The sequence below is a fragment of the Candidatus Kurthia intestinigallinarum genome (assembly GCF_003991225.1).
Lineage (GTDB): Bacteria > Bacillota > Bacilli > Bacillales_A > Planococcaceae > Kurthia > Kurthia populi.
Window position 1 is genome coordinate 60,033 of sequence record NZ_JTFC01000039.1, and the last position, 14,016, is coordinate 74,048.

Annotated in this window: 11 protein-coding genes; 5 read left to right on the forward strand and 6 right to left on the reverse strand. The window is 39.0% G+C overall.

Translation table 11 applies throughout. The features are described from left to right. Positions 1–10 precede the first annotated feature (10 nt). On the reverse strand, positions 11–820 hold the full coding sequence (gene zupT / locus QI30_RS15210) for a zinc transporter ZupT (protein WP_126991440.1): 810 nt from the start codon (positions 818–820) through the stop codon (positions 11–13). 169 nt (positions 821–989) lie between these two features. Between zupT and QI30_RS15215 the strand changes: the two genes are divergently transcribed. Next, positions 990–2,174 carry an MFS transporter gene (locus QI30_RS15215; protein WP_126991441.1) on the forward strand — a complete coding sequence of 395 codons (1,185 nt, stop codon included), beginning with the start codon at positions 990–992 and terminating at the stop codon, positions 2,172–2,174. 140 nt (positions 2,175–2,314) lie between these two features. Here the strand turns inward: QI30_RS15215 and QI30_RS15220 are convergent, their stop codons facing one another. Further along, positions 2,315–2,902 carry a phosphatase PAP2 family protein gene (locus QI30_RS15220; RefSeq protein ID WP_126991442.1) on the reverse strand — a complete coding sequence of 196 codons (588 nt, stop codon included), beginning with the start codon at positions 2,900–2,902 and terminating at the stop codon, positions 2,315–2,317. Positions 2,903–2,973: 71 nt separating this feature from the next. Here QI30_RS15220 and solA point away from each other — a divergent pair, with 71 nt between their 5' ends. After that, the gene (gene solA / locus QI30_RS15225) at positions 2,974–4,095 is read left to right on the forward strand and encodes an N-methyl-L-tryptophan oxidase (RefSeq protein ID WP_126991443.1); all 1,122 of its coding nucleotides are present in this window, start codon (positions 2,974–2,976) and stop codon (positions 4,093–4,095) included. A gap of 345 nt (positions 4,096–4,440) precedes the next feature. Here solA and QI30_RS15230 read toward each other — a convergent pair whose 3' ends face one another. From QI30_RS15230 to QI30_RS15245, 4 genes are all read right to left on the reverse strand, one after another. Then, a complete protein-coding gene (locus QI30_RS15230; protein WP_126991444.1) occupies positions 4,441–5,928 on the reverse strand; it encodes a peptide MFS transporter in 1,488 nt (495 codons plus the stop codon). A 373-nt stretch (positions 5,929–6,301) separates the two neighbouring features. Further along, on the reverse strand, positions 6,302–7,570 hold the full coding sequence (hflX, locus tag QI30_RS15235; RefSeq protein WP_126991445.1) for a GTPase HflX: 1,269 nt from the start codon (positions 7,568–7,570) through the stop codon (positions 6,302–6,304). A gap of 80 nt (positions 7,571–7,650) precedes the next feature. Continuing rightward, complete coding sequence (locus QI30_RS15240; protein ID WP_126991446.1) at positions 7,651–8,346, reverse strand: VOC family protein; 696 nt, start codon at positions 8,344–8,346, stop codon at positions 7,651–7,653. A gap of 152 nt (positions 8,347–8,498) precedes the next feature. Further along, positions 8,499–10,166 carry an L-lactate permease gene (locus QI30_RS15245; protein ID WP_126991447.1) on the reverse strand — a complete coding sequence of 556 codons (1,668 nt, stop codon included), beginning with the start codon at positions 10,164–10,166 and terminating at the stop codon, positions 8,499–8,501. Positions 10,167–10,369: 203 nt separating this feature from the next. On the opposite strand from QI30_RS15245, the gene QI30_RS15250 reads away from it, so the two are divergent. From QI30_RS15250 to QI30_RS15260, 3 genes are all read left to right on the forward strand, one after another. Beyond that, positions 10,370–11,080, forward strand: coding sequence for a FadR/GntR family transcriptional regulator (locus tag QI30_RS15250; RefSeq protein WP_126991448.1), 711 nt, complete (start codon positions 10,370–10,372; stop codon positions 11,078–11,080). Positions 11,081–11,232: 152 nt separating this feature from the next. Continuing rightward, positions 11,233–12,615: a Na+/H+ antiporter NhaC gene (gene nhaC / locus QI30_RS15255; RefSeq protein ID WP_126991449.1), complete on the forward strand. Its 1,383-nt coding sequence runs from the start codon at positions 11,233–11,235 to the stop codon at positions 12,613–12,615. Between the two features lie 84 nt (positions 12,616–12,699). Then, positions 12,700–13,860: a class I SAM-dependent methyltransferase gene (locus tag QI30_RS15260; RefSeq protein WP_126991450.1), complete on the forward strand. Its 1,161-nt coding sequence runs from the start codon at positions 12,700–12,702 to the stop codon at positions 13,858–13,860. The last annotated feature ends 156 nt before the right edge of the window (positions 13,861–14,016 follow it).

The window sequence follows — 14,016 nt, forward strand, 5'->3', positions numbered from 1 at the left end:
TCCTTTTTATTTAAGCTAGTAACAATAAACTTACAGCCATAACCGCCATACCGAGTACGACGCCATAAATCGATGTATGTGTCTCGTCATATTCGCGTGCGGCGGGTAATAATTCATCTAATGAAATAAAGACCATAATCCCTGCGACACCGGCAAAAATCACGCCAAACATCGTATCTGTTAAAAATGGCATTAAAATTAAATAGGCAACAATTGCCCCTAATGGCTCTGATAAACCGGATAGGAAGGATAAATTAAAGGCGCGTTTGCGGTCCCCTGTCGCATAGTACAACGGTACAGCAACGGCAATCCCCTCTGGAATATTATGAATGGCAACGGCAATCGCGATTGCAAAGCCAAGTTGTGGATCTTCAAGCGCGGACATAAACGTCGCGATTCCTTCAGGGAAGTTATGAATCGCAATCGCTAGTGCTGTGAAGACACCCATCTTTTTAAGCTTCGTAAATTCTGCAGCAGATGGCTCACGCTGTAAATCCTCTACTTTTTTAACTTCATGCGGATTTTCCGCATTCGGGATTAATCGGTCAATTAACGCGATCAATAGCATACCACCAAAGAAGCCCATAACGGTATACGCATATCCCTGTGTCTCACCTACTGCAGCTGTTAATGAATCTTTTGCCTTCACAAAAATTTCTACAAGAGATACATAAATCATAACCCCTGCTGAAAAACCAAGGGCAAATGATAAGAATTTTGTATTTGTGCGAGACGTAAAAAACGCCACTAAACTACCTAATCCAGTCGCCAAACCTGCAAATAACGTTAATGCAAGGGCGTATAAAACGGCTGAATCCACTTCATCACCTCTTCTTATTAAACTTTATTGTTTTCAGTATACCAAAAAAGTTTCTTTAAGGAAACTTTAATTTATGCAAAATCTGCATTAAATCCATAAAAATGATTCGTTGTTTTTATTTTTTAAAACGGCTTACAATAAAAGGACACCTGATTAAAGGAGTTTTTATATGGCCTATATACAAAAAGGAACGAAAGCATTTCGCAATGCCAACCTTGCATTATTCGCGGGAGCATTTAGTACGTATGCAAATCTTTATATGACACAGCCTATCTTACCTGCACTCTCCAAACAATTTGGTGTTTCACCAACGGTCGCAAGTTTGTCGCTATCGTTAACGACGTTGACGCTTGCGATTGCGATGCTTTTGACAGGTTCCTTATCAGAAGCATGGGGTCGAAAACCAATTATGACGTTTTCGATGATTGCGGTCGGTATTTTATCACTCGCCATTGGCTTCGCACCAAATTTTGAATCTTTACTCGTACTACGCGTCATTCAAGGGGTCGTCTTTGCTGGACTTCCCGCAATTGCGATGGCGTATTTAGCAGAGGAAATGGAGCCGTCGAGCCTCGGTGCTGCGATGGGCTTATATATTAGTGGCAATTCCATCGGTGGCTTATCCGGTCGAGTGATCATGGGCTCGATGACAGATGTATTTAACTGGCATATTGCGATGGTTTCCATTGGCGTTGTCAGTATTTTACTCGCTATCGCATTTTATTTTTTATTACCAAAATCACAACACTTTATTCCACAAAAACTTGCCTTTAAACCATTATTCAAATCGATGATGGCACATTTAAAAGACCGCGCATTACTCATGTTATTTGCGCTCGGCTTCTTATTAATGGGCGCGTTTGTCACCTTATATAACTATGTGGGCTTCCAATTAATCGAGCCACCGTATTCGCTTAGCCAAACGGTTGTCGGCTTTATATTTCTACTTTATTTAGTCGGGACTTTTAGCTCGACTTTTATGGGGAAACTTGCGGATTCACATGGCCGCTTTTCGATTATTTTAATTGCCTTTAGCCTAATGATTGCTGGCGCATTGCTAACATTAAACGGCTGGCTCATTATTAAAATTTTAGGCATTGCCCTTTTCACATTCGGTTTCTTCGGAGGGCATTCTATCGCAAGTGGCTGGGTTGGTGCACGTGCTACGCATGATAAGGCACAGGCATCCTCACTGTATTTATTTTTCTATTATGTCGGTTCTAGCATTGGTGGTACAGTTGGTGGCTTATTTTTCACTGGCTTTGGCTGGAGTGGTGTCATCAGTATGATTATGGTGTTCTTACTAATCGGCATACTCATTACTATCTTTTTAAATCGCTATACGACTAATTAAAAAAGAGGCTGGGACAAGACACGCCATTTTCCTTTTTTAGCGTTCGCAATGAAAAACCGGAACCGCGCCACTGCGCGATTCCGGTTTTTCTTATGCTCATAGGAGCGGTTGTTTTTACACGTATATCTCAGCCTCTTTTTTTACGCTTTTTTTCTTGTGCGCATGTACCAATAAACAACGAGCATAAAGAACGCAAAGCCAAGTGACCAGCCACCGAGTACATCACTCATAAAGTGACGTGACCCTGCAACACGAGATAACCCCACAAGGAATGTGCCAAGCCCCGCAACAAAAAAGGCGATACGTTTTTTCGTCTTAGACATACCTGATGTAATTAAAAATGCGGTCGTCATCATATAGAGCATCGACAGCATCGAATGGCCTGACGGGAAACTGTATGATGTCAATTGATCCGGAATAATTGGACGTGGGCGTTCTATAAGAAATTTGAGCCCTTGGTTAATAATTGTGCCACCAATAAAAGTGAACAGCACGAATGTCATTTTGCGATAGCGTTTTTTCGCTATAAAATAGGCAACTAATATAACCCCGACTATAACAACAAACCAAGTCTCCCCTAGGTAATGAAAAAATTCTAAAAAGGAATTACCCCCAAATAGCTGCTCTCCAAAAGAATCGATATTTCGAATCGCTTCCGTATCAAGCGCAATCCAAATACTTATAAAAACAACTAAAGCGATAAACGCTAAAATATTATAAATAATCAATTTGATTCCTCCTTTATCCTATTGTCTAATTTTCAGAATTCATTGTAAACTAATAAAAAGGAGTGTTTAGGATGCATTATGATGTAATTGTGATAGGAGCAGGTTCAATGGGCATGGCTGCAGGCTATCAATTAGCGAAGGCCGGCAAGCATGTTTTAGTCATAGACCGCTATAACCCACCACATGACCAGGCGAGCCATCACGGCGAAACACGTATTATTCGCTATGCATATGGTGAAGGAGAAAACTATGTACCGCTACTACTTCGTGCGCGCGAATTATGGGCCGAGCTTGAAAAAGAAGTACATAAGGAATTACTCGTACAAGTTGGGACAATTAATGTGAGTCGTAAAGAGAGTACCTTTATGCAAAATGTCATCAAAAGTGCAGAGCAGTACGCATTACCACTCGAAATTCTTACGGCCGACCAAACGATGAAACGCTTCCCAGGCATGTATGTGCCAGAAGATTTCGTTAGTTGCTTCGAGCCTACTGCTGGCTTTTTACGTGTGGAAGATTGTGTGCAGGCATATCGTGACCGAGCTGTTCATTATGGTGCTACAGTACTTGTCAATACACCAGTCGTACGCATTGTACCACAGGAGCAGCACATAGAAGTGCACACCAAGTCGTCTGTCCACACCGCAAATCAAATTATTATTACAACGGGTGCTTGGGCAAAAGAAGTGCTACAAGAAGTAGACGTAGACTTACCGGTGACACCAACGCGTAAAACCTTTGCTTGGTACGAGGCAGATGACGCCCTTTACGGCAATGCGCATTATCCGACATTTGGCTATGAATTAGACGATGCCTTTTATTATGGCTTCCCTAATGACAACGGTGCCGGCTTAAAGGTTGGCCGTCACGATGGCGGCGATGCACTAGACCCAAATGGTGTGCGCGAGGAATTTAATGATGCGGATGCAGCAGATTTAACACGCTTTTTAGATTATTATATGCCACAGCATGGACCGCTAAAATTCGGCAAAACATGTATGTATGCGATGACACCAGATGAAGATTTTATTATCGATCAGCATCCGGATGATGCAAGGATTCATATTGCTGCCGGATTTTCAGGCCATGGCTTTAAATTTGCCTCTGTTGTCGGTGAAATATTAAAGGACTTCGTTGTGAACGGGAAAAGTGACTTGAATTTAACAGACTTCTCCTTACAACGTTTCAAATAAAAAGAGGCTTGGGAATACGCCCAAGCCTCTTTTTTCATTCAAAATACAGAATGCCTAATGAAACTATAACATGGTTTCTCTAGTTGATAGAACGATAGAGATCGATAATATACTTATACAACAGTCATTTTTAGCGTTGCTTACCTATGCCACTAAGCAAGCAAATTACTCGAAATAACTATGATTAGAACATTTCATAAATGAGACAATTCTGCCTTCTAAAATTAAAATTACTCTTTTATTATGCACATGAAAAAATACGAAAGTCAATGATAATTGATAATGACTATCAATAGATACCTATAAAAAAGAAGCGCGGCATGTGCCACACTTCTTTGAAATTTTTTATTTAATTGTTCCCATTTTGCGAGAAATCCATGGGCTTAATACAAGCATGACAACGAATAATGCGATTGCTGCACCGCCAAGGTAACCGAAGTATTGTACTTCAGAAATTTTTGAGAACACTTTTGCGAACTGTGCGTTAAGTGCTTGTGCGACAGTACTTGTTAAGAACCATAGTGACATTGCTTGGGCAGCGAATGCTTCTGGCGCAAGTTTTGTTGTAGCTGATAAACCAACTGGTGACATTAATAACTCACCAATTACTACTAGGAAGAATGAAAGTACTAACCACCAAGGGCTTACTAACGCTGTACCACCTGAAGTAATCGCTGGAATAATCATGATTAAGAATGATGCCCCTGCAAATAATAATGAGAATGAGAATTTAACAGGAGTTGATGGACCTTTTTGACCCAATTTCATCCAAAGTGCTGCCATAATTGGTGCCATGATGATGATGAATAATGGGTTTAATGATTGGAAGAATGCTGGTGAAATATCGAATCCGCCGATTGAAAGGTCTGTACGCGTATCTGCATATGTAGCTAAGATTGTTGACCCTTGCTCTTGGATAACCCAGAACATTGTACCTGCAATGAATAATGGAATGTATGCAAGTAAATGAGATTTTTCTTCTGCTTTTGTTTTCTTTGATGTAAACATCCAGATGAATACACTAATTGGTGCAAGAACACCGATAACAGTAAAGAAGTTAATTACGTTATTGATTGTAATTAAATCTAAGAAGTATGCAATAACAATTAAGATTGCCACAATAACTAATGTAACAACTGTTTTCTTAAGAATACTTTGTAACTCATGTGGCGCTAATGGGTTTGTCGGTTGCGCACCGGCAAGACCAAGATTTTTCTTTTCAGTAACTTTATACATAATCAAGCCGATTGCCATACCGATTGCGGCGATAGAGAAACCTGCGTGGTAGTTGAATTCTTTTTGAACAGCACCAACGATTAAAGGCGCTAAGAATGAACCAAGGTTGATACCCATGTAGAAAATACTGAAGCCTGAGTCACGACGAGGGTCATTTGTAGAATAAATATCCCCTACAACTGATGATACATTTGGTTTTAATAAACCTGTACCTAAGATGATGAAGACCATTGAAATAAATAGGAATGTGATACCACCAGGGAGTGCTAAGCAAATATGGCCTAGCATGATTAAAATACCACCCCAGAAGATGGTGCGTCTTGTTCCTAAAATACGGTCAGCGATCCAGCCACCGATAATACCAGACATGTATACTAACGAACCATACATCGACATAATTGAAGCTGCTGTTGTTTTGTCGATTCCTAAACCACCGTTAGCAACGGTGTCGTACATAAAGTAAAGTAAAATTGCGCGCATACCGTAGTATGAAAAGCGCTCCCAGAATTCAGTGAAGAATAGGCTGAACAAACCTTTTGGGTGTCCAAAGAAGCCTTTCTGAGGGACTGATTTGACAATCTCTTCTTTTGTTGCCATATAGATTTACCTCTTTCTCTTTGCAATATAAAAAATAATCTAACAATTCAAAACGTTTAGTTTGTGTCAGAAAAACGTATGTCCATTATACCTATACATTTTTATTATGTCAAAAATTATTATTATATAGAATTTTCTGATATATGATTGTATAATTCTAGCAAAAAAATGCTTAAAGTACGGAATTTTCTTTATTTTTTGGTATTTCTTAAATTAGCAGAATAATTTTGATATTTAAGTATTCTTTTCTAGAAAAACATTTGTATTTTTTGGAAGCGCCTATTCACCTTTACCAATTTCCTATTTCTAAAAAACTAGTGCATTAAAAAAACGCCCTACCAATGGAGGAGGCGTTTTTTTTTTTGCGTTTAAATTAAATGAAAAAAGGTCGCATACGATTTACATCTGCTACTTTTAAATCGACTTTTAATACCGTACCTGCTTCGTCATAATCTGTTGATAAAATATTGGCATGTTCATTTAAATACGACACTAGATCTCCGCGGTCATATGGAATGCATACCGTATGGATTTCATAATCAGAGAAAATTTCTTTTTTAATCATCTCTAATAATTCATCTAGCCCTTGACCGTCTTTCGCAGATAAATAAATTTGATTTTGGTTTACATATGGATACGCAATATTCGCGCGGTCCGCTTTATTGTAAACAAAAATCGTTGGTACATCCCCGACACCTACATCAGATAAAGTATTGTTTGTAATTTCCACCATATACGCATTTTCAGCATTCGACGTATCGACTACATGTAACAGTAAATCCGCTTCACGTGCTTCCTCTAATGTTGAACGGAACGCTTTGACTAAATGGTGAGGCAGCTTACTAACAAAGCCAACCGTATCCGTTAATAGGAAGCGTTTATTATCTTCTAATTCAATTTGTCGTACTGACGTATCAAGCGTCGCAAACAGCATATCTTTTTCAAATACTTGTTTTTCTTCGTCTGGATTTGTACGCGCAAGCAGTTGATTCATAATCGTTGATTTGCCGGCATTTGTATACCCAACAAGTGAGACGACTGGAATCGCATTTTTTTGACGCTTTTTACGCTGTGTTGAGCGCTGTGCTTGGATTTCATCTAACTCACGTCGAATTTTAGAAATTTGTTTTTCGATTTTACGACGGTCGAGTTCAAGCTTTGTTTCACCTGACCCTTTATTTTGGAAGCCGCCACCTGTGCCACCGCCTTGACGAGAAAGAGAGGCATTCATACCAACTAGTCGTGGCATTAAATATTGTAACTGTGCAATCTCAACTTGTAGCTGCGCTTCACGCGTTTTCGCACGGCGCGCAAAAATATCAAGTACAAGTGTTGTACGGTCGATTACTTTTGCATCGATGTCATGCTCTAAATTGCGTAGCTGCGCTGGTGACAATTCATCATCAAAAATAATGACATTCGCATCAAGTGCATCATATAACTCTCGAATTTCTAAAATTTTACCTGTTCCTACATAGTGAGATGGTGTGACACGCTCTAAATTTTGTGTAATCACACCGACTACCTCAACGTCTAATGCTTCCGCTAGATTGCCAAGTTCTTCTATTGAATAGTCGAAGTGTCGATCATTGCGGATATTGACGCCGACTAATATTGCTCGTTCTTTGATGTTTTCTTCCATCAAAAGCACCCCCGTAACTTAAAAAAGGGAGAGCGACTAGCATGTCTGCTCCCCCTACAGATAAATTTATCGTAACATGCCTAATTGTCCTTGGCAATTTCAATCGCCTGCAAGCGCTCAACCGTATCTTTGCTTTGACGGAACTCAAACACCGTATTCCCAAGCTTTAACTGATTTCCTTTAATAGGTAATGACAGCAAGCGCGACCAATGCGTCATCTTACGATTCACATCTTGCACATCGAAAATACATTTTGTAATGGTTAGCTTTTCATTTTCCGGCTGAATCGTACCGTCCTCACGCAGCATTGCGTAGCGCTCATCATCTGCATTTTCCCATTGAATGAAAAATGGATATGGTAGCTTTTTATCGATTTTATGCTCAATAAACAGCATCTTCCATTTACGTACTGCCCCGTTTTTCGTTTTACGCTCCGATTCTAAAAGCCCGCTCGTCCGATAGCCTAGCTTTTGAAAATAACGATTTTGTTCCTCTAAGTTTTCAGAACGTAAGCACACAGAGCCAAAGCCTTCGCGAAATGCTAAATCGTTCATTAACTGCTGCGTGAGTGGATGTGTTGACGTCGTTGTAATGTCTTCGTTCTCTACTGCTAAATATTCGATATAGCTGTTTTTCGTATATAAAAGCGCATTATGCGTTCCCCATTGTAAATGTTGGCCACCTTCGACGGGATGAATACCTTCAACAGATACCTCTTGTGCAATTTCCGTCGGTGATTTTTTCGTAAAATATACAACATGATCTAATTCAAACATAACTTCATCCCTTTCAACGGCGTAATATCCTAAGTCCTTTTTATATTATCATAAAATTTAGATAATTAACGACCGAAACGGCATAATTTCATATTATTTCCATTTAAATAAAAAGAAATCAAGCAAATGCTTTGCCCGATTTCTTTTTCTAGTTAAGGAATCATAAACGATAAAACATTGCTTTGTAGAAATGTTAAAATGCAGACCATTAATAATAAAATAATGCTGTATTTAATTGTAAAGCGTAGTAATTCAGACTCTCTTCCCATCAAGCCTACTGCGGCGGCCGCTACTGCAATCGATTGTGGCGAAATCATTTTCCCTGTAACACCACCAGATGAATTCGCTGCAAGCGCTAGGACTGGATCCATGCCTACTGAATTTGCGGTTACTTGCTGAAGCTTCGCAAATAAGACGTTGGCAGATGTATCAGACCCCGTAATAAAGACGCCAATCCAGCCTAAAATTGGTGAGAAGAATGGGAATAATGCGCCAGTCTTTGCCAAAATAAGCCCTAGTGTCGTCGTCATGCCGGCAGCATTTACTACATAGGCATACGCAACAACTGCACAAATCGTAAGAAGTGGGTACTTGATTTCATTAGCAGTCTGCCCCAAAATAGCAAACCACTCTTTCCATGACACGTTGAAAATAAATTTTGTCACAATAGCTGCTAATAAAATCGCCGTCCCTGCAGCGCCTAGCACTTCTAACTTATACACTGCTGCAATCGGTACATTCGTCATACCATCAAGAATTTTTTCATGCACGAGCGGTACTTCTGGTGTAAATGTTAGCCATTGCCCTAACTTATTCATGACGGTAAGCGCTAGATTCGTTCCTTCATAATGTCCTGTTAAGGCAGATTTAATTGTCGGAATACCCCAAACAGAAATAAATGCTGTCAAAATAATAAATGGTGACCAGGCTTTAAAAATTTGACCACCTGTGTAAGATGTATTCTTTTGATTTATCGTCAATTGCTCATCTTTGAAACGATAAATCGTTTTAGGTTTCCAAAATTTCATAAAGATTGCGAGTGCGAGTAAAGACACAAGTGCCGATAAAACATCCGGTAATTCTGGTCCTAAAAAATTAGATGATAAAAATTGTGTTATCGCAAATGTGATACCTGATACTAAAATCGCTGGCAATACTTCCCATGTTTTTTTGAAGCCTACCATAATCCATACTAATAAGAACGGAATAAAAATAGATAATAACGGTAATTGACGTCCAACCATTTTCGAGATTTCAAGCGCTGGAATACCTGTAGGACCTTCCATCGCTGTAATCGGAATGCCAATCGCACCAAATGCAACTGGTGCTGTATTGGCAATCATACATAAACCTGCCGCATAAAGTGGATTAAAGCCTAAACCAACTAATAATGCTGCAGAAATTGCAACTGGTGCACCAAAGCCGGCCGCGCCTTCTAAAAATGCACCGAATGAGAAGGCCACTAATAACGCTTGAATACGACGGTCCTCTGTAATCGATAATACAGAATAGCGAATGATTTCAAATTGTCCTGTACGAACCGTTACATTGTACAAAAATACGGATGTTATAATAATCCAACCAATTGGTAATAAGCCATATACTGCACCTTGTGATGCAGCCATAATAGCTGTACCAACTGGCATTTTAAAGAATAGAATGGCTAATAATAATGCGACAATAAGTGTCGTCAATCCTGCAACATAACCTTTCATTTTTTTAAACATTAACGCCCAAATAAAGTAAATGATTGGAATGACGGCAATAAGTGCAGACCAACCAAGACTGTCCGCAACAGCCGTATAATTTTGTGTAAACATGTCTTCCCCCTAAAAATTATGTAATGTACTTATTAACACTCCCCAATGTGAATAAGTTAAAGTCATCAGATGACCTCATGTATTAAATTATATTTTCAATTTTCTTACAATTCAATAGATTTCTTTTTCAAATTAGCTTTTCCGCTATATGAGAGAGCATATCCATGTATAATAAAGCTATATCACTCTAGGGAGGCTCTGGAATGCAGTATCAAAAAATCCAGTCCAAAAAAATTTATGAAAAAGTAGCAGATGCACTTGAAACAAGTATTTTAGATGGCTCCTTGCAGCCAGGAGATCGTCTAGATTCCGTTGAAAAATTAGCACAAAATTTTTCTGTTAGTCGCTCTGCCGTTCGCGAAGCTCTTTCTGCATTAAAAGCAAAAGGACTTTTAGATATTCGTCAAGGGGAAGGGTCATTTGTAAATCATTTTGATGCATCGCAAATCATCTTTCCAATTACACAATCAATCCTTATGAAAAAAGAAGATGTTCAACATCTACTAGAAATGCGTCAAATTATTGAAGTTGGCTCTGCGGGGTCTGCAGCAATCCATCGTACAGATGAAGATATTTTAGCTCTTCAAGAAATTTTAAATACAATGAAGGAATCCCTTACACATAGTGGCTTTGGAGAAATGAATGATTTAGCTTTCCATGCTGCCGTCGCACAAGCATCACATAATCCCTTACTTACGACTTTTTTAAATCAAGTTTCAGAATTGATGCTCGAAACAATTCGTGATACACGAAAACTTTATCTTTATACAAAAAAAGAAACGCTTCAAACACTTTATGATGAGCATTTAATGATTTTTGAGGCCATTGTTGCACAGGATTTTTCAAAGGCTCAGCAAGCAATGAAAATTCATTTAGATAATGTGGAAGCGCTATTAGCAGAGGCTTTTCTATAAAATTCTTAAAAGACATGATTTATTTCTTGGATTATGTCTTTTTTCTATACCTTTTTAAAGAAAAGCATTGACTATTGCCGCATACATGCTAGAATTCTTTATAGCTTCACCGCGTTGAAGCAAAAAAGTTTTAACAGGAGGCGCAACACAGCATGTTTCACTCAGATTCAGCCTTAAAACCAACATTTTTTGAGGCCTGTATTATTTTAATTCTTATGATTGCAATCATGGCCGTTTCATTATTAGGCTTTGGTGCAAATCCACATATTCCCGTTCTTTTCGTCATCATTATGCTGCTTTGCTATGGTGCCTTAAAAAAAGTAGCATATCGCACGATGGAACAAGGATTAGTCGACGGTGCTAAATCAGGTCTAGCCGCGATTTTTATTTTCTTTTTTATTGGTATCTTAATTAGCACATTTATGATGAGCGGTACGATTCCAACGATGATCTACTATGGCTTCGAATTGATTTCTGGTCAATTTTTCTATGCGATTGTCTTCATCGTCGCATGTATTATTGGCGTCGCTGTCGGGAGCTCGCTCACAACGACGGCAACAATTGGTGTTGCCTTTATTGGCATGGCTCATGCGATGGATTTATCGCTAGCGATTACAGCTGGTGCTATCGTATCCGGTGCATTTTTCGGTGATAAAATGTCCCCTCTTTCAGATACAACAAACTTAGCGTCATCAATTATGAATGTTGACCTATTTGAACATATTAAAAATATGGCGTGGACAACGGTTCCTGCCTTCGTTATTTCATTCATTATTTACGGTGTATTATCTCCATCAGGCAAAGAACTAGCAAACTCAGGTGTTGGTGAATTTCAGCAAGCACTCATTGCGACCGATTTAATTCACTGGTATACCCTAATGCCTGTCGTATTATTAGTTGTCTTTGCGCTCAAAAAAATACCAGCAATTCCGACACTTATTATCGGTTCCGTATTTGCCATTGCATTATCCTACTTCCACCACACATACAGCGGTAGCCAAGTGCTGACGATGTTATTTGAGGGCTATAAATCAACGACGGGTGTTAAAGAAATTGATTCCCTTTTAACACGTGGTGGTATTAGTAGCATGTTCTTTACAATTAGCTTAGTGATTTTAGCACTTGGTATGGGTGGCTTATTATTTAAGCTCGGTATCATTCAAGTCGTTCTACAAAAAATTGAGCATCTCTTTAAGTCAGTTGGCGCAACGATTACAGGTGCTGCGGCAACAGCAATCGGCGTAAACGTCTTTATCGGTGAACAATATTTATCGATTCTACTGCCAGCTGAAACATTCCAAAAGCAGTTTGAAAAAGTAGGTCTCGCTTCTAAAAACTTAGCGCGTACCGTTGAAGATGCAGGTACGGTCGTCAATCCGTTAATTCCTTGGAGTGTTTGTGGTATTTTCATCACAACAGTTTTAGATGTTAGCACACTTGAATACGCACCATTCGCGTTATTCTGTATCCTGTCTCCTATCCTCACAATTCTTTTTGGATGGACAGGCAAAACATTAACGTACTTAAAGAAATAATTAGGCGGAGGCTTCGGAATCAACGAAGCCTCTTTTTTTATGCTACACTAATGCGTATCGGATAATTTACGGGAGGATTTTTACATGGAATTCCAAGAAATGAAGCAGGCGCTAATCAAGCGTCTTTTAAATAAACAGCTTGTCAGTGCGACAATTAGCCAGCCACGTATGAAATCAAATGAAGTAAAGCGTGTGAAATTAAAACCTATCGAATTAAAGGGTACTTACCATATTCAGCTAGAATATCAGTACGAACGTATTTTAAAACACGACAATATTGAGCTCCATTTAATAGAAGCAAAAATTAATGAGTTATTTGAGGATTTCCGTCAATTCCAAGGAGACTTCGAAACAGAAAGTGTGCAAGTACAGCTTTCTAAAAAGAATAAAGTACTTATTAAAACTACAGCCAATGCGACGGCTAAAAAAGCCAATCTTTCACATAATCGCAAAAAGAATTATTTATTGGACCCGGAAACACCGTATCCATTTTTAATTCGTTTAGGTGTACAATCGCCTGAAGGAAAAGTGAAAAAGCAAAAATATGATAAATTTAAACAAATTAATCGCTTCATCGAATTTATTCATGATTCACTAGAATACTTACCAAAAGACCGCACAATCCGTATTTTAGATTTTGGCTCTGGTAAATCGTATTTAACATTTGCGCTATATCACTACTTAAAAGTTGAGCAAGGCTTAGATATTCGCGTGACGGGTCTTGATTTGAAAAAAGAGGTTATCGAGGAATGTGCGCAAATCGCCACGGACTTACAGTATGATTCACTAGAATTTTTAGTTGGCGATATTAATGATTACAATGATGAATCAAGCGTTGATATGGTCGTCACACTTCATGCTTGTGACGTAGCGACGGATATGGCATTATCACGTGCCGTAAAATGGGGTGCAAAAGTTATTTTAAGCGTTCCTTGCTGTCAGCATGAGCTGAATAATCAAATCAACAGCTCACCGCTTGATATTATGCTACAGCATGGCTTAATTAAAGAACGCTTCTCCGCCCTTGCAACGGACTCGATTCGTGCAGAGATTTTAAGCTTAGTTGGCTATGATGCACAGCTGATGGAATTTATCGATATGTCGCATACCCCAAAGAACATCTTGATTCGTGCGTATTATACCGGCAAAAAGCCATCTGACGAGCAATTAGCGCGCTATCATGCGTTTACAAATTTCTTATCTGCTACACCATTTTTAGAAAAGGAATTACATCATTTATTCTAATACACAAGAGAAAGTGCTCGTAAAAACGGGCACTTTCTCTTTTTTGTATGTAGACGATTATTTTACGTTGAACTACCCCACTTAGCCGTTCTTTGAATGCGCTTGAAGTGGGGGATTCCTACGAACAGTGCTTGCTTGTTCCGACAGCTCGAACAG

What these genes read in the sequence shown, in the direction of transcription:
- QI30_RS15245 (WP_126991447.1), bottom strand. Translation starts at nt 10,166, where the DNA reads ATGTTTACACAAAATTATACGGCTGTTGCGGACAGTCTTGGTTGGTCT.
- solA (WP_126991443.1), top strand. Translation starts at nt 2,974, where the DNA reads ATGCATTATGATGTAATTGTGATAGGAGCAGGTTCAATGGGCATGGCT.
- nhaC (WP_126991449.1), top strand. Translation starts at nt 11,233, where the DNA reads ATGTTTCACTCAGATTCAGCCTTAAAACCAACATTTTTTGAGGCCTGT.
- hflX (WP_126991445.1), bottom strand. Translation starts at nt 7,570, where the DNA reads ATGGAAGAAAACATCAAAGAACGAGCAATATTAGTCGGCGTCAATATC.
- QI30_RS15250 (WP_126991448.1), top strand. Translation starts at nt 10,370, where the DNA reads ATGCAGTATCAAAAAATCCAGTCCAAAAAAATTTATGAAAAAGTAGCA.
- QI30_RS15230 (WP_126991444.1), bottom strand. Translation starts at nt 5,928, where the DNA reads ATGGCAACAAAAGAAGAGATTGTCAAATCAGTCCCTCAGAAAGGCTTC.
- QI30_RS15240 (WP_126991446.1), bottom strand. Translation starts at nt 8,346, where the DNA reads ATGTTTGAATTAGATCATGTTGTATATTTTACGAAAAAATCACCGACG.
- QI30_RS15260 (WP_126991450.1), top strand. Translation starts at nt 12,700, where the DNA reads ATGGAATTCCAAGAAATGAAGCAGGCGCTAATCAAGCGTCTTTTAAAT.
- QI30_RS15215 (WP_126991441.1), top strand. Translation starts at nt 990, where the DNA reads ATGGCCTATATACAAAAAGGAACGAAAGCATTTCGCAATGCCAACCTT.